We start from the raw sequence: 15,843 nt of genomic DNA on the forward strand, positions 1-15,843 counted from the left end.
GCCGATGTCGCTGGGTCTGGACCAATTGGTGGAAACGTTGAAGGCTGCGGGGGAGACGACCCGCATGCGGCTCATCGCGTTGCTGTCGGCCGGCGACCTGACGGTGACAGACCTGACGGACATTCTCGGTCAATCGCAGCCGCGCATTTCGCGGCATCTCAAGCTGCTTCTCGAAGCCGGACTGATCGAGCGTTATCAGGAAGGCGCGTGGGCCTATTTCCGGCTTAAGCGCGAGGGGGAGGAGGCTGGTGTTGCCAATGGTCTTCTTGCTGTCCTGTCGTTCGGCGATGCCGTCATTGCCCGCGACGCTGAGCGTCTGGCCGCCGTCAAGCGCGAGCGCGCGGCTCAGGCGAGCGAATATTTCAGTCGCAATGCCGCTGAGTGGGATGAAATCCGCCGGCTGCATGTGAGCGAGGAAAAGGTCGAGGCGGCTCTCGTCGACTTGATCGGCGAAAAGCAGATCGACTCGCTGCTTGATCTCGGAACCGGCACGGGCCGCATCCTGCAGCTTCTGGACGGCAAGTATCGCAAGGCTGTCGGCGTGGATGCGAGCCGGGACATGCTTTCCGTGGCGCGCACAAATCTCGACAAGACCGGCACATCGCGGGCGAGTGTTCGCCATGGCGATATCTTCAATCTGCCGCTCGAGGGGCAGGACTTTGATCTGATCACCGTTCATCAGGTCCTGCACTTCCTCGATGATCCCAAAGCGGCCATTGCCGAGGCGGCGCGGGTTCTGCGTCCCGGCGGGCGGCTGGCGATCATCGATTTTGCCCCGCACGAACTGGAATATCTGCGCGAAGCCCATGCGCACCGGCGTCTTGGCTTCTCGCATGAAACGATGGCCTCGTGGCTCGCCAAGGCGGGTCTCGAGGTTGAAAAGGCCGTCGATCTGACCGACGAGGCTGCTGGCAAGGGCGCGTTGACCGTCACCTTGTGGCTGGCGCGCGACCCCCGCCTGCTGATGGCGGCGCAGGGCGGCCTGAATGAAGCAAGGAGAGCGTGAATGACCGTCAACCCCACGATCGGCGCCAAAGGCGTCCGCCTGTCCTTCGAATTCTTCCCGCCCAAGAATGCCGAGATGGAAGGCCAGCTTTGGGAGACGCTTGACGATCTTTGCGCCTGGGATCCGGATTTCGTCTCCGTGACCTATGGCGCAGGCGGTTCGACACGTGCGCCGACGTTGGCGACCGTCAAGGGAATCCTTCAGCGCTCCCATCTGCCGGCCGCCTCGCATCTGACTTGCGTCGGCGCGACGAAGGACGAGACGCATGCGATCGTGGAGGAGTTTCACGCCGCCGGCATTCGTCATTTCGTGGCGCTGCGCGGTGACCCGCAAGGCGGCATCGGCACGGTCTATCAGCCGCATCCGGGTGGCTACGCCAATGCGGCAGAGCTGACGGCCGGCCTGAAAGCGTTGGGCGATTTCGAGATCAGCGTTTCGGCCTATCCGGAAAAGCATCCCGAGAGCGCCGATGTTGCCGCCGACATCGAGATGCTGAAGCGCAAGATGGATGCGGGCGCCACGCGCGCGCTGACGCAGTTCTTTTTCGAGAATGACCAGTATGAGCGCTATCTCGAGCGGGTACGCGCTGCCGGTATCACTATTCCGATCGTGCCTGGCATCCTGCCGATCCACAATCTGGCGCAGGTGCGCAAGTTTGCCGGCATGTGCGGCGCCAGCGTTCCCGACTATGTGATTGCCCGGCTCGGCACGATTGATGATCTGCCGGAGGAGCGGTTCAAGGCGGCTTCGCAGCTCGCTGCGGAACAGGTGCGCGACCTTATCCATCGCGGTGTGAGCGAATTCCACTTCTACACGATGAACCGGTCGGCCCTGGTCGATCGTGTGCTGGAGCTTTCCGGCTTCCAGCGTGTCGAGATCGAGGCCCGCAAGGCGCAGAACGGTGCCGCGGCCTGAACGGCTGACCGCGTATCAACATTCCGGAATTAAAAAGAAAAACGCGCGGAAGTTTCTCCACTTCCGCGCGTTTTCAATCTTTTTCTTAGAGCCTCAAGCTCGATCCCGGCCTTTACCCGAAGCCGGACAGGCGTCCTGTCATCTCAGATGAACAGCATCGACGCCACAAACAAAAACGCTGCACCGATCATCAGGACATTGAGCGATTGCGTAAGTCCCATGGCTGACCTCCTTCGCGTTAACGAGCATCATCATAGGCAGCACTCGCGCCGTTTGAAAAGCGAAACTTGTGCTGCGGTGCCGTAGACACAGTTCTGAAGAGTGCGCCTAAATTCCGTATCTCATTGGAATATAATCGGTTTTTAAGTCGAGAAAATTTGTGGGCGAATTAATTCCAGGTTAACGGTGATGTTGCGGTGCATCATTTTGAAGCAATGTGACAAATTCTTGAAAGTGTTGGTCTTTCCGAAATCTTGAAACATCCGTTCCGTTTCTGGACGAGTTGCCTGTTACGTTTTGACTGGCGACGGCACTGTTTCTGCTGCGCTGCGGTTGGCACGGCGGCGTGAATCGGCGCATAGTTGCCGGCAGTGTAGGCAGGCAAGGCAGGCAGGAACGATGGAGGCGGGGCTGGACGAGATCATCACGCGTTCTATCGAAGCCTCGCCGGGCAACCATGGGTCGGCGCTTACGGCGATTGCGCTGGTGATTGCCGTTGCGGCCATTCTCGGGCTTTGCTTCATGCGGCTGAGGCAGCCGCCACTGGTCGGTTTCATCGTGGCGGGCGTTGCGCTGGGACCGACGGGGCTTGGCCTCATATCGAACAACGAGTCCGTGTCGCTGCTCGCCGAAATGGGCGTCGTCGTCCTCCTGTTTTTCATAGGCATGGAACTGTCGATCAAGGCCTTCATCCTCACGCTGCGGCAGGCGCTGACGGTGGCGGGCGGACAGCTCGTTGCGGCCATGGTGGCCGGCGGGGTGATCGTGCTGGTCACCGGTGCGGGGCCGGAGGAGGCCGTGATCATGGGCTTCATCATCGCGCTGTCGTCTACCGTGGTGGCGATGAAGATGCTGGAGGATATGGGCGTCTTGCGCGGGGAGGCCGGGCGGATCGCCGTCGGCGTCCTCATCGCGCAGGACATTGCCGTGGTGCCGATGCTGATCTTCGTTTCCAGCCTGTCGGGCGGCGGCGGGCAGTTCGGCGACGTGGCGGTCAAGATGCTGGTGGCGGTGGGGTTGCTAGCCGGCATTCTCTGGTGGTTCGGCGGGCACAAGAAGCTGCGCGTTCCCTTTGCCGAAGAGATTGCTGAGAAGACGGAATTGCTGGCGCTCGGCGCGCTGGCCGTCTGCTTTGCGGCGGCTGCCATTTCCGGCCTTGCCGGGCTCTCGCCGGTTTATGGCGCGTTTCTGGCGGGAATCGTGACGGGCAATTCCACGCTGCGCAGCCGAGTCATACCGGTGATCGAGCCTATTCAGAGCGTGCTGGTGGTCGTCTTCTTCCTGTCGATCGGGCTTCTGATCGATCTTGGCTTCATCCGCGCCCATCTTTTCGAAGTGCTGGCCGCATCGATCATCGTGATCGCGGCGAAGTCGGTGCTGAATATTTTCCTCATCCGCAAGACGGGTTCATCGACGGAAACGGCCCTGATCGCAGGCCTTTCCATGGCGCAGATCGGGGAGTTTTCCTTCGTGCTTGCCTCTGCCGGCTATGCGTCGGGCGTACTCGGCGGGGATCTCTACAGGTTGTCGATCGCGGTGACGGCGGTGTCGCTTCTCGTCTCACCGGTCTGGGTCGGTGTCATGCATCGCCTGGAAAGCGTGGCGAGTCAGGGCATGGAGACCTATCGGGAGGCGCTGGCGGCCGCCTATGCGCATGAGCTCGATGAGGTTCACAAGGGGACTGCCGCTTTTTCGCGCATCACGCATGGCGTCCATGTCCGCTACCGCGCAGCGCGCCTTGCGATCTATCACCGCAAGGCGCTGAAACGCCGGCAGGCGGACGAAGGCTGATTTACTATTTCATCGTTTCGAGAAGCTTGGCATCCGGCCAGCCGTCGGCCGGAAGGCCGAGTTCGGCCTGGACCTTCTGGACGGCGGTGCGGGTGCCGGAGCCGAGGATACCGTCGATCTTGCCGACGTCATGGCTCTTGGCCTCGAGCTTTTCCTGCAGAACCTTCATCTCCTCGACCGAAAGGCCCGGTTCCGGGTTGCCCGGATCATAGGGCTCGGCACCGGCAAGCCGGGTCGCGAAATAGGCGGCCGAGAGCGTATAGACCAGCGACTGGTTCCATTCGAGATAGACGTTGAAATTCGGATAGGCGAGGAAGGCCGGTCCGAAACGGCCCTGCGGCAGGACCAGCGAGGCGTTGAGGTTTGCCGCCGACTTGTCGCCATTGCGCGGGGTGACGCCGAGATTGAACCAGTCGCCTGCCGTCAGAGTGCCGCCAAGGCCGGACTTCTCGAAGGGCAGGTTTTGCGGGATCTTGACTTCCTGCAGCCACGGCTCGCCGCGCTTGAAGCCGAGGCCGGCCAGGAAGCGGGCCGTGGTCAGGATGACGTCCGGCGCTGAATCCTTCAGGCGGACGAGGCCGTCGCCATCACCGTCTTCGCCATACTTGATGATGTCGGCCGGCAGCATCTGGGTCTGGCCGATTTCGCCGGCCCAGGCACCGGTCGTCGTCTGCGGGTCGATGTCGTTCAGCGAGGCGAGCTTGATCAGCGCGATCAGCTGCGGGCGGAAGACTTCAGGGCGGCGGCAGTCGTTGGAAAGGGTCACAAGCGCGTTGCGTGTGTTGAAATCGCCCTGAACGGCACCGAAATCGGTCTCCATGCCCCAGAAGGCGGTGATCACGGCGGCGGGCACACCGGTTTCCTGTTCGGCGCGGGCGAAGACGCTGGCATATTGCTCCATCTTCTTCTTGCCGATCTGGTAGCGCGCGCCGCTGACGGTCCGCTTGGAGAATTCGAGGAAGGTCTGGCGGAAGACGCCCTGGGCGCGGTCCATCTTCAGCACCTTCGGGTCGATCTGCGCGCCGGCCAGCGCCTTGTCGACGGCTGCCGGCGCGATTCCGGATGCGACGGCTTCCGTCTTCACGCCCTGCAGGAAGGTCGCCAGATCCGCGCCGCATTCGGCCGCGTATGCCGAGGCCGTGCTGGACAGAAGCGTTGCGACGGCAATTAGTGCAGGCAGGCGGACGGACGACATATGAGAACTTCCCGACAATTGAAAGAATGGACGCTCTATACCGCAGGTGCGGCCGAGAGCAAATGTTACCTTCGGCATAAACGGCCGGCGTCCGGCAATTTCTGGAAGCAATTGCTTGGATCGTCGAACCGAAACGGCCCTTTTTGAACAGGGCAAAACGGTCGCAATGAGGTCAATGCGTGGCGAGACGAAGAAAATCTTAGCTGTTGCGAAAACGCGGCAGGCCGGCGAGCAGCCGGTGCAGCGTGTCGAGCGTCGAAATGTCGGCGACGCCGTCCACCTTTTCGGGGCGGAAATGACGCTGGAAAGCCTCGATCACACCCTTGGTCTTGTCGCAGAACTCGCCGGAGACCGGGATGCCGTAGCCGTAAAGCGCCAGCATCGACTGGAGCGCCTCTACAGGCGGACCGGCATCGCCGAACTGGAAGAAGCGTCCACCGGCAACCGGCGCTGCCCGCACCCAGTGACCGATGCCGTTCTCGTGCAGCTTGCCCCAGGGGAAATGCTCGCCGGGATCGATCTTGCGGATGGGGGCAACGTCGGAATGGGCCAGCACGCGCTCCGGCGCTATGCTCCAGCGCGCGATGATGTCGCGACAGAGTTCGATCACGGCATCGATCTGCGGTGCCGTAAAGTCGGGGAGCGACGGGTGGCCGGGATTGGCGATCTCGATGCCGATGGAGTGCGAGTTGATGTCGGTCTCGCCCTTCCAGAGGCTCTTGCCGGCATGCCAGGCGCGCCGGTCTTCGGCGACAAGCTGGTAGACCGTGCCGTCCATGTTCACCACATAATGGCAAGAGACTTCGCTTTCGGGCGCACAGAGCCATTCCAGCGCGCCGGCTTCGGTCGGCATGCCGGTGTAATGCAGGATGATCATGTCGGGGCGATCGGTGCCGCGGCGCTCCGTGTGATTGGGCGAGGGGCGGACGATGGCTGTCTTGTAGTCGGGGTCAAAGGCGCTCATGCGGCGCGGCGTTCTTTCTCGATGGCGGCATAGGCCTGGTTGAGTGCCGCCATTCGCTCGTTGGCGATGCCATGGAACTCCTGCGGGACGCCGCGGGCGATCAGCCGGTCCGGATGATGCTCGGAGACGAGCGAGCGGTAGCGCTTGCGGATTTCGGCGAAATCGGTTTCCGGCGGCACGCCCAGCACCTTGTATGGATCGTCGCCGATGACCACATGACGAGCCATGACACGTTCGAAACCCTCATCGGTGATATCGAAGATTTCGGCGATGCGGCGCAGGAAGGCGAGTTCGTTTTCGTGGACGAGGCCATCGGCCTTGGCGATGTGGAAGAGGCCGTCGAGGATTTCTGTGAGAACCGGGCAGTCCGGCGCGCCGCAGCCGCAAAGCGCTGCCATGCGCTCGGCATAGGCTTCATAACCCGCGACGTCCTGGCGCGCGAGATTATAGAGCCGGGCGACGTTCTTCGCCTCGGAGTCCGGAAATTCGAAGATGTCCTTGAACGCGTCGACTTCCTTCTCCGTCACGATGCCGTCCGCCTTCGCCATCTTGGCGGAAAGGGCGATCATGGCGATCGAGAAGGCGACCTTGCGCCGTGTCTCAGGGTCGCCCTCGAACAGTGTGCGCACGGCTTCCACCACGCCATGCAACGCGTTACTTGCGGCATCCGCCACGGCGGCCGCAACACGTTCCAGGAAGGACGAAGCCTGTTCACAAAGAAAATCAACGATCATGGGTGCGAGCTTGATCAAATAATACGGGCCTTTTCAAGTCAGTTTTCCTCATCGATTCATCAAAAGGACTGTTCACGGTTTACGCTTTACGACCGCCGTCGGATGCCTTTCGGTGATCTCCGCACCGTGTTGATTGCAACAGCGTGAAGAGGGAGCCGATTTGAATCGATTTTATTGTGAGCGCCGCCGAAAATCGCGCCAAATCAAGGACTTTTCTTCAAAATGTCACTTTACAAGGCGCGCTGTTTGGAGCCAATCCATGGGCGGAACGCGTCCTGACGCGCGTTTGTTTCGCAAGGCCGGACAAAAAGCCGCAGCCGCGGATGTCCGGATCGGGTTTCGTTGTCGGAGGATTTCATGGCCAAGCAGAAAGTCGCAATGCTCACCGCCGGGGGGCTTGCGCCCTGTCTCTCGTCGTCTGTCGGCGGGCTGATCGAACGCTATAATGACGTCGCGCCCGACATCGAAATGATTGCCTATCGCTCCGGCTATCATGGTCTTCTGCTGGGCGACATCGTTCCGATCACGCAGGAGATGCGCGACAAGGCCTATCTGCTGCATCACCATGGCGGCTCGCCCATCGGCAACAGTCGCGTGAAGCTGACCAACGCTGCCGACTGCGTGAAGCGCGGGCTGGTGAAGGAAGGGCAGAACCCTCTGGCCGTCGCGGCCGACCGGCTCGCCAAGGATGGCGTGACCATTCTCCACACGATCGGCGGCGACGACACCAATACGACGGCAGCCGATCTTGCCGCCTATCTCGGCGCGAATGGCTATAACCTGACGGTGGTCGGCCTGCCGAAGACGGTCGATAACGACGTCGTGCCGATCCGCCAGACGCTGGGCGCCTGGACGGCAGCGGAATATGGCGCGCAGTTCTTCGACCATGTGTCGAACGAGCAGAGCGCCGCGCCGCGCACGCTGGTCGTTCATGAGGTCATGGGCCGTCACTGCGGTTGGCTGACGGCGGCGACCGCGCTGGCCTATATCGACCGCACCAAGGGCCACGAATATATCGAGGGCCTGATGATGAACACCGATCTGAAGAATATCGACGGTGTCTATCTGCCGGAGATCGCCTTTGATCTCGACAAGGAAGCTGCGCGCCTCAAGGCCATTATGGACAAGACCGGTTTCGTGACGATCTTCGTGTCGGAAGGCGCCTGCCTTGATGCCATCGTCGCCGAACGGGAAGCCGCGGGTGAAAGCGTCAAGCGCGACGCCTTCGGCCACGTGAAGATCGACACGATCAATGTCGGCAACTGGTTCTCCAAGCAGTTCGGCGCCTTGATCGGGGCTGAGCGCGCGATGGTGCAGAAGTCGGGCTACTATGCCCGTTCGGCCCCGGCGAATGCCCGCGACCGCCACCTCATTCACTCCATGGTCGACTCGGCCGTCGAAAGCGCACTCAACAAGGTGTCGGGCGTGATCGGCCATGATGAAGACCAGGGCGGCAAGCTGCGTACGATCGAATTCCCGCGCATCAAGGGCGGCAAGCACTTCGATACCTCGGCCAAGTGGTTTGCCGATGTCATGGACTTTGTCGGCCAGAGCTGGAAGCCGGTCTGATCAGAATACGGGGCCGGCGGCAGATTTGCTTGCCGCTGGCTTATATATTTTAGATATTATTAATATAATAAGATACCGTCGGATGTGGCGAGTATACGTGTTAAGTTATACATAAATTAATGATAATAATCAAAAATGGACTTTCGTGAAAGATACGGAGGTTCGTGCGTGCGCATTCAATTCAAGATTGTCACCAAGTTGATGCTCGTTGCCCCATTGGCAATATGCGGTATCATCGCTGTCACGCAGGTTTTTCACGTGCGGGACGGGATCATCGACAGGCAGACGCAGCGCGAGACCCAAGCGGTAAAGTTGAGCCGTGCGGCAGACGCGGCAGAGATCGATCTTCTTCAGCTTCGCCGTCATGAGAAGGACTTTCTTCTGCGCAAGGAGACGTCTTATTCCGACAAGCACGCCGAATATGTAATCAAGACCGCGAAAGATCTCCAGGCTCTAAAGGAAAACCTTCCGCAAGGGGCAGACCCTGCCGCGATCGACGCGGTTGCCGCTGCGCTTCAGGCCTATGGGAATACATTTGTCCAGCTGGTCGCCGCCAATTCGGAGATCGGCCTGACGCCGGATGACGGGCTGCAGGGGAAGATGCGCACTGCTGCGCATGATCTCGAAAAGCAGGTCAATACCGGCGGTCACGATGCGGTTCTTGCCGACCTTCTGATGCTGCGCCGGCACGAGAAGGATTTCATCATGCGTCTCGACGACAAGAGCCGGACGCAGATGGGCGAGGTGGCGGCCAAGCTGCTGGCGCGTCCGGACACCGACTTTGGTGGCACGAGCGCGCGCGCCAGGGCGGTTGTCGTCATCAAAACCTATATTGATGCGTTCAAGCAGCTCTCGGATCGTCTGACGGCCGAGGCGGAACTGCGCAAGCGCCTGTCGAACGCTTACAAGCCAGTGGAACCCGCTCTGGACTCGATCAGGACCTCGGTGCGCGACATTCTTGCCGATGTCACGCGGGACAAGGAGCAGACGCAGGCCACCGCATCGGTGGTGACCTGGGCGGTTGCGGCCTTGCTGGGTGTGCTGCTGGGCGGTGTCATCTGGCTCATCGGCCGGTCCATAGCCGGGCCTCTCGGCAGAAGCATCGGGCTGATGCGCCGGCTGGAGCAGGGCGACACGAATTTTGTGGTCGGCGATACCGATCGCACGGATGAAATCGGCGAGATGTCTCGTGCCATCAATTCCTTTCGCGAGACGGCCGTCGAGCGCGTGCGCAGCGAAGACATGCTTGCGACAAGCCGCCGCGTTCAGGAAGAGGAGCGCAACGCCCGCCTTCAGGAAGACCGCCGCCGTGCCCAGGAGATGGCGGATGTCACTCAGGAGCTCGGGCAGGGGCTGCGCCGTCTGGCGCAGGGCGATCTGACGGTGCGCATCGGCGCCCGCTTCACCGAAGACTTCAAGGGCCTCATGGTCGATTTCAACGATTCGGTCGCTGGGCTGGCGCAAACGCTGACCTCGATCGTCGGATCCATTCAGGTCATCGATAGCGGCGCTCAGGAAATCGCTGCGGCGGCCAATGATCTTTCGCAGCGGACGGAGCGGCAGGCGGCTTCGCTGGAGCAGACGGCGGCGGCGCTCGATGAGATTACCTCCAACGTCTCGAGTTCCAGCCGCCGGACGGAAGAGGCGCGAGAGCTGGCTGCACAGGCGAACCAGTCTGCCGATCGTTCCACCAACATTGTCGGCAATGCCGTTCAGGCCATGCGTCGCATCGAGGAGAGTTCAAAGCAGATCGCGAACATCATCGGGGTCATCGATGAGATCGCGTTCCAGACAAACCTTCTGGCGCTGAACGCCGGCGTCGAAGCGGCGCGGGCAGGGGATGCGGGCAAGGGCTTCGCTGTCGTGGCGCAGGAAGTTCGCGAGCTTGCGCAACGTTCCGCGACCGCCGCAAAGGAAATCAAGGCCCTGATTCAAAACTCTTCCATGGAAGTCGAGGGCGGCGTTACGCTTGTCCGCGATGCCGGTGAGGCTCTGCGGATGATCGGCGGCTTCATCGTCGATATCAATGCGCATATGGATGCGATCAATACGTCGGCCAGAGAGCAGTCGGTCGGGCTTGCGGAGGTGAACACGGCCGTCAACAGCATGGATCAGACGACGCAGCAAAACGCTGCCATGGTGGAGCAGTCGACGGCCGCGTCGTCATCGCTCGCTCAGGAAGCCGTCAGGCTGCGTGATCTCGTCGGGCGATTCCAGTTCCAGAGCGCGAGCTTTGGACGCGATGCAATGGGATCTTTCGCGCCAGCTGCCTGACGCGCAAGCGGCCTTAAAGTTTGAGAATTTGGAGGCCTCGGCTGACGCCGGGGCCTTTGCGTTTCCGCAAGTCGGACACACGCAGCGTTGACAGTATGGGCAAATGGTGGCTTTTCTTGCTAACCGATGGTGTCTGCGACGACGCCTTATGACCCTTTGGGAGGCTAGCTTGTCCGTCGAAACTTGGCTCGCATTCGCTGCGGCGGCTGCGGTGATACTGTTGATACCGGGGCCAACCATTCTTCTGGTCGTTTCCTACGCGCTGGGATATGGCCGCAAGACGGCCGCTGTGACAGCCTCGGGTGTGGCGCTCGGCGATTTCGTGGTGATGACGGCGTCGATGTTGGGGCTTGGGGCCTTGCTGGCGACATCGTCAGAGCTTTTTACGGTGTTGCGCTGGATTGGCGGCGCCTATCTGGTCTATCTCGGAATCAAGCTCTGGCGGGCCCCCATCCAGACGGGGCCGATCAGCGACAACGACAATGTGCCGGAGCGGAGAGCGCACCGAATCTTCTTCCATGCCTTCACGGTGACGGCGCTCAACCCGAAGAGCATCGTGTTCTTCGTGTCCTTCGTGCCGCAGTTTATCGACCGCAAAGCCGACTTCCTGCCGCAGATGCTGGTGATTGAAGCAACATTCGTAACCCTTGCCACGTTGAACGCGCTCGGTTATGCCTTTCTCGCTGACCGCGCACGTGGACTCATTCGCAAGGCCTCGGTGCAGAAGGCGGTCAACCGCACAGGCGGGGCCATGCTTATCTCGGCAGGCACCGTCACGGCTATCTACAGCCGGGCGGCTTGAAGCCCTCGATGGCTTTCGGCGAAATTTCGCCACACGCGCAACACGAATTTGCCTTATTCGTGGTTAAGAGAGTATTATCGGCTTGGTCACGAATTTGTGATCTTGCCATGGGATCAACGGGGAAAACGACCGCGTGATTTTGAAGAAGACCGTCAAAACCGGCCTGGCCGCTACAGGTGTACTCTCAGCGCTTCTCGCTGCCGGGTGCAACTCAGTTTCCAAGACGCCGGTTGACCAGTTGATGTCGGAGCAGATTGTCGTTCCCTCGGCCAAGCCCGGAACGCAGATCGCCGGTATCCCCTCGGCCGACGATATTCAGGCCATGGCGCAGATGGAGACCGACGTCGCCAATGCTCGTGCAAAGGCGATGGAAGAAAAACGGATCGCGGCAGCAGCTGCTGCGGCTGCAGTCCGTGAGCAGGCCGCGCTCTGCGCCGCTCGCGCTGCCAGTGCATCGGCGGCCCCGCCGTCTGGTGCGACCGGAGAGGCCGCAAAGACCTCCCGCGTTGCCGCGCCTGCCACTGCAGCCAATTGCGACGTGAAGCCCAACGATCCCGTCCGTGTCGCCGCCGAAAAGGCGGGCCCGACGGTGGAGCTTGCCGAAGCCGTCAATACCCCGGCCACGAGCCCGAATTCGACGCTCGCCTATGCCGCGCCGCCGCTCCCGGCCAGCAGCGATGCGTTTGCGGCGCAGACACAGGCCATGCAGTCTTCCGGCATCGTCATGGCTGATGCACCCGCCTCGATGACGATTGCGATGGCGCCGGGCACGACGAATGATCGAATCAATCTGCTGATTGCAAAATATGCATCGATGTACGGTGTGCCGGAGACGCTGATTCATCGCGTCGCCAAGCGTGAAAGCACCTATAATCCCCGCGCTCAGCATCGCGGCAATTACGGCCTCATGCAGATCCGTTACAACACGGCGAGAAGCCTCGGCTATGCCGGCGCGCCGACCGGGCTGCTGGATGCCGAGACCAATCTGAAATATGCAGTCAAATATCTGCGCGGTGCCTGGATCGTTGCCGGCAAGGACGAAAAGGCAGCCGACTGGCTTTATCGCACCGGCTATTATTACGATGCCAAGCGCAAGGGTCTTCTGGACGATATCCAGTAAGACATCAGCGGATGTCATGATTGAAAAGGCCCCGGACGGTGATGATCGTCCGGGGCCTTTTGTTTTGCCGGGCGGGCTACTATGGACCGAAGGAGCCACTGGGGCGGCTCGTTCCTGTTCGCGGGGATCCCCTGAAGTCAGTCCTTGAGCTTGCCGGCGATGGCTGCCAGCAGCTTTTGCGGGCGGTAGCCGAGCCGCGATGGCGTCAGACCCATACGGACGACGACAAGATCGCGCGACGGGGCGATGGCCACCGTCTGCCCGTCATGGCCCTGAAGCCAATAGGTATCGGCAGGCGCGCCGAATGATGCGTTCGGCTTATCGCCGGGACCGACGAGCCAGCTTTGCATCTGGGTATAGGTTCCGCCGGACGTGGTGTTGGCGGTGCGCATCATCTTCATGAAGTCTTCGGTGAGCAGTCGTGTGCCATCCCAGACGCCGTCCTGAAGCAGGAACTGGCCGATGCGCGCCCAGTCGCGCGCCGATGCGTAGAGATAGGAGCCGGCGGCGAACGTATCGGTCTGGTCGACTTCGAGCACGGCACTCTGCATGCCGAGCGGATTGAACAGCTCCTTGCGCGGGAAGGCGAGCGCCGTTGCCTTGTCCGGCATCTTGTTCATCCAGTAGCGCGCGATGACCACGGAGGCGCCGGTCGAGTAATTGAATTGCGTATCCGGCTTGGCGACAAGCGGCTGGTCGATGGTGAACTTCGCCATGTCCGGCTGCAGGTAAAGCATGCGCGTGACGTCGGAGACGTCGCCGTAGTCTTCGTTGAAGGCAAGGCCGCTCTGCATGCCGGCGATGCTTTTGAGGCTGATCTCCTTGCGCTCGTCCTTGGCCCATTCGGGGAAGAGGTTCTTGTCGTCGAAGGAAAGCAAGCCCATCTGAGCGGCGCGGCCGGCCAGGATGGCATTGACGGTCTTGGTCATCGACCAGCCGATCAGCGGCGTCTTTTCGTCGAATCCCGGACCATAGGTTTCGGCGACGATCTTGCCGTGATGGACGACGACGATGGCCCGCATTCCGGGGCCGCGCAGCGTGTCGTCGGCGAGAATGCCGGTCAGAGCCGGGTCGAAATTCGTACCCGCATGATTGCCGATCGGCCATTCGGCATTGGCGTCAGGAGCGGTCGGTTGCGGCAGCGCGGGCAGGGCGGTGGGCGTGATTGCCGGTTCGGCGAGGTTGGTGCAGCCATAACCCGGCCGGTAGATGGAGCTGCGTGGCGCGGCGTAACCCAGGAGCCGGGCCGTGACCTTGCCCTTGTCCTTGTCGACATCGAGCATGACGGCCTTGAGAATCGGATTACCCGGCGCCTGGACGTCGTCGGCAAGCACTTTTTCGGCATCCCGGCCGGCCATGAAGACATTCGAGCAGGCGATCTTGGCCGCGTAGCTGTCGCCGACCTGCAGGAGTTCCGGTGGCGCGACGCGAATGGCGACGAGGAAAACGATGATCGCGGCGACAAGGGCGCCCGCGAGCCACTTCAAAAGCTTGAATATAATGCGCATGAACCCTCCCGCAGCCGAGGCGTTTCGGCGCGAGATCGCGCGGCTCATTCAGGCTGCAGCACCAGAATGAATAGCAAATGTGCATGCTTGTCCATTGCTGAACAATCGCCCGCGCAAATCTTTCAGGCACGCCGCGCCGTATCACCCGGCGCCCGCGCGGTGATGAAGCCGGCGACATCCGAGGCGGCGATGGGCGTTGAGGAGAGATAGCCCTGAACCTGTGATGCGCCGCGATGCCGGACGAATTCGATCGTGTTGTCGTCGCTTTCCGGCCCGGTGGTGTTGGCGCCCTTGATGGCCGCGCCGAACTGCATCATGGCGTCCATCAGTCCGGCCCCCTCGGCGCCGGTCAGCACGCTTTGCGTCAGCGAGCGTTCGAGCTTCAGCCCGTCCACATCCATCTTGATAACCTGATGAAGCGCATGCAGTGAAAGGCCGAAATCGTGCAAGGTCACGCGCACGCCGAGCGCATGAAGCTGTGCCAGCCGCGCACGCACCCGCTCCATGCCCAGACCGACGACGCTTTCCGACAGTTCGATCGTCAGCCGCTGCGGCGGAAGGCCGGATCTGTCGAGACAGCGGACGATCTGGGCCGGAAAATTGTCGTTCTCGAATTCCGATTTGGAGATGGCGACGGCGACGGCGACGGGGGCGGGCCAGTTGGCAGCTTCCATGCAGGCGGCGTTGAGCATCCATGCATCGATCTTGCGCATCACCCCGCAACGCTCTGCGGCCGGCAGAAAGCGTTCGGCGGCCATCAGACCCTTTTGCGGGTGAAGCCAGCGCAGGAGCGCCTCCATCCCCACCACATGTCCGTCTTCAAACGACAGGATAGGTTGGAATTCCAGCACGAATTCGCCGCGTGAAATGGCATTGACGAGATCGCGCTCCATCTCGATCCGGCTCAGCGATGCTTCTGCCAGAACCTTGTCGTAGAACATGAAGGCAGAGCCCGAACGATCTTTGGCGCTGTAAAGCGCGAGATCCGCCCGCTGCATGACATCTTCGATCGGTTCTGCCGGCTGACTTGCCTCTGCAATGCCTATGCTGACACCAACGCTGACTGTGCTTTCTTCGAACGCCACCGGTTCGCAAACGAGGTCCGAGATGCGCGTTCCCAGCTGGGAGAGGGCTGCGCGACCCTGAGGATTGCCGACGAGGACTGCGAACTCGTCGCCGCCCAGACGGTAGACCGTCATATCGCCCTCGTCCCTTTCCAAAGTGCTCAGACGCGTGGCGATCTCGACCAGCAGCTGGTCGCCGGCCTGATGGCCCTTCGTATCGTTGACGAGCTTGAACTTGTCCAGGTCGAGGAGCAGCAGGGCGTAATCCTCGCCTTGAGCGGCAATGCGACGGGCCGCGGCGTGAAAGGCGGCGCGGTTCCTAAGGCCTGTCAGGTGATCGTGCAGCGCATCATGGAGGAGGCGACGCTCCTGCTGGCGGCGGGCCGTTTCCTCGTGCAGGCGCCTGCGCCGGTTTCGCGCAAATTGCAGCGCAACCAGCCCCATCCAGACGGGCATTGCCGCCAAGGTGAACTGCGACGGGTTGTCCAGCGCCCACGTGATGAACGAGCCGTCATATCCGGCATATCTGGCGATCGTGTAAAAAGATGCAGGTAAAACCGCACCAACTGCCGAACCAACGAAAACATAGCGTTGTTCAATCTTCGGCAGAAACGAATTTAACATCATGTTAAACGCTCCTGGTCTGTGCGCGAATTCTAGAGCCAGAGGCGTTAACGAGAGC

Annotated in this window: 12 protein-coding genes; 7 read left to right on the plus strand and 5 right to left on the minus strand. The window is 61.2% G+C overall.

The window, feature by feature from the left end; translation table 11 throughout:
• Positions 1 to 4 precede the first annotated feature (4 nt).
• From LQK83_RS01565 to LQK83_RS01575, 3 genes are all read left to right on the plus strand, one after another.
• The gene (locus LQK83_RS01565; RefSeq protein ID WP_230835539.1) at positions 5 to 1,006 is read left to right on the plus strand and encodes an ArsR/SmtB family transcription factor; all 1,002 of its coding nucleotides are present in this window, start codon (positions 5 to 7) and stop codon (positions 1,004 to 1,006) included.
• Entirely contained in the window at positions 1,007 to 1,921 is a 915-nt protein-coding gene (gene metF / locus LQK83_RS01570) for a methylenetetrahydrofolate reductase [NAD(P)H] (protein ID WP_230835540.1), read from the plus strand.
• Between the two features lie 618 nt (positions 1,922 to 2,539).
• On the plus strand, positions 2,540 to 3,931 hold the full coding sequence (locus tag LQK83_RS01575) for a cation:proton antiporter (RefSeq protein ID WP_230835541.1): 1,392 nt from the start codon (positions 2,540 to 2,542) through the stop codon (positions 3,929 to 3,931).
• A 4-nt stretch (positions 3,932 to 3,935) separates the two neighbouring features.
• Here the strand turns inward: LQK83_RS01575 and LQK83_RS01580 are convergent, their stop codons facing one another.
• The 3 genes from LQK83_RS01580 to LQK83_RS01590 all read right to left on the minus strand — a co-directional run bounded on the left by LQK83_RS01580 (position 3,936) and on the right by LQK83_RS01590 (position 6,824).
• On the minus strand, positions 3,936 to 5,126 hold the full coding sequence (locus tag LQK83_RS01580) for a lytic murein transglycosylase (RefSeq protein ID WP_230835542.1): 1,191 nt from the start codon (positions 5,124 to 5,126) through the stop codon (positions 3,936 to 3,938).
• 199 nt (positions 5,127 to 5,325) lie between these two features.
• Positions 5,326 to 6,090, minus strand: a complete 765-nt coding sequence (locus LQK83_RS01585) for an N-acetylmuramoyl-L-alanine amidase (RefSeq protein WP_230835543.1) — start codon at positions 6,088 to 6,090, stop codon at positions 5,326 to 5,328.
• Positions 6,087 to 6,824: a J domain-containing protein gene (locus tag LQK83_RS01590; RefSeq protein WP_230835544.1), complete on the minus strand. Its 738-nt coding sequence runs from the start codon at positions 6,822 to 6,824 to the stop codon at positions 6,087 to 6,089. Before LQK83_RS01590 ends, LQK83_RS01585 begins: the two co-directional genes overlap by 4 nt.
• Positions 6,825 to 7,181: 357 nt before the next feature.
• On the opposite strand from LQK83_RS01590, the gene LQK83_RS01595 reads away from it, so the two are divergent.
• The 4 genes from LQK83_RS01595 to LQK83_RS01610 all read left to right on the plus strand — a co-directional run bounded on the left by LQK83_RS01595 (position 7,182) and on the right by LQK83_RS01610 (position 12,589).
• The gene (locus tag LQK83_RS01595) at positions 7,182 to 8,393 is read left to right on the plus strand and encodes a pyrophosphate--fructose-6-phosphate 1-phosphotransferase (RefSeq protein WP_230835545.1); all 1,212 of its coding nucleotides are present in this window, start codon (positions 7,182 to 7,184) and stop codon (positions 8,391 to 8,393) included.
• A 168-nt stretch (positions 8,394 to 8,561) separates the two neighbouring features.
• Positions 8,562 to 10,667, plus strand: coding sequence for a methyl-accepting chemotaxis protein (locus LQK83_RS01600; RefSeq protein WP_230835546.1), 2,106 nt, complete (start codon positions 8,562 to 8,564; stop codon positions 10,665 to 10,667).
• 169 nt (positions 10,668 to 10,836) lie between these two features.
• Positions 10,837 to 11,469, plus strand: a complete 633-nt coding sequence (locus LQK83_RS01605) for a LysE family translocator (protein ID WP_230835547.1) — start codon at positions 10,837 to 10,839, stop codon at positions 11,467 to 11,469.
• A gap of 133 nt (positions 11,470 to 11,602) precedes the next feature.
• Positions 11,603 to 12,589, plus strand: coding sequence for a lytic transglycosylase domain-containing protein (locus LQK83_RS01610; protein ID WP_230835548.1), 987 nt, complete (start codon positions 11,603 to 11,605; stop codon positions 12,587 to 12,589).
• Between the two features lie 137 nt (positions 12,590 to 12,726).
• On the opposite strand, the gene LQK83_RS01615 is transcribed toward LQK83_RS01610, so the two are convergent.
• Both LQK83_RS01615 and LQK83_RS01620 read right to left on the minus strand, forming a co-directional pair.
• Positions 12,727 to 14,097, minus strand: coding sequence for a serine hydrolase domain-containing protein (locus LQK83_RS01615; RefSeq protein ID WP_230835549.1), 1,371 nt, complete (start codon positions 14,095 to 14,097; stop codon positions 12,727 to 12,729).
• A 122-nt stretch (positions 14,098 to 14,219) separates the two neighbouring features.
• Entirely contained in the window at positions 14,220 to 15,788 is a 1,569-nt protein-coding gene (locus tag LQK83_RS01620) for a putative bifunctional diguanylate cyclase/phosphodiesterase (RefSeq protein WP_230835550.1), read from the minus strand.
• Positions 15,789 to 15,843: the final 55 nt, after the last annotated feature.

Origin of the sequence: Rhizobium sp. C1 (assembly GCF_021026335.1) — a bacterium.
Classification (GTDB): domain Bacteria; phylum Pseudomonadota; class Alphaproteobacteria; order Rhizobiales; family Rhizobiaceae; genus Ensifer_A.

Bases quoted from the DNA above. Each gene is read 5' to 3' on its own strand.
- LQK83_RS01585 (WP_230835543.1), bottom strand. From the start codon at position 6,090: ATGAGCGCCTTTGACCCCGACTACAAGACAGCCATCGTCCGCCCCTCG.
- metF (WP_230835540.1), top strand. From the start codon at position 1,007: ATGACCGTCAACCCCACGATCGGCGCCAAAGGCGTCCGCCTGTCCTTC.
- LQK83_RS01615 (WP_230835549.1), bottom strand. From the start codon at position 14,097: ATGCGCATTATATTCAAGCTTTTGAAGTGGCTCGCGGGCGCCCTTGTC.
- LQK83_RS01575 (WP_230835541.1), top strand. From the start codon at position 2,540: ATGGAGGCGGGGCTGGACGAGATCATCACGCGTTCTATCGAAGCCTCG.
- LQK83_RS01580 (WP_230835542.1), bottom strand. From the start codon at position 5,126: ATGTCGTCCGTCCGCCTGCCTGCACTAATTGCCGTCGCAACGCTTCTG.
- LQK83_RS01595 (WP_230835545.1), top strand. From the start codon at position 7,182: ATGGCCAAGCAGAAAGTCGCAATGCTCACCGCCGGGGGGCTTGCGCCC.
- LQK83_RS01565 (WP_230835539.1), top strand. From the start codon at position 5: ATGTCGCTGGGTCTGGACCAATTGGTGGAAACGTTGAAGGCTGCGGGG.
- LQK83_RS01620 (WP_230835550.1), bottom strand. From the start codon at position 15,788: ATGATGTTAAATTCGTTTCTGCCGAAGATTGAACAACGCTATGTTTTC.
- LQK83_RS01590 (WP_230835544.1), bottom strand. From the start codon at position 6,824: ATGATCGTTGATTTTCTTTGTGAACAGGCTTCGTCCTTCCTGGAACGT.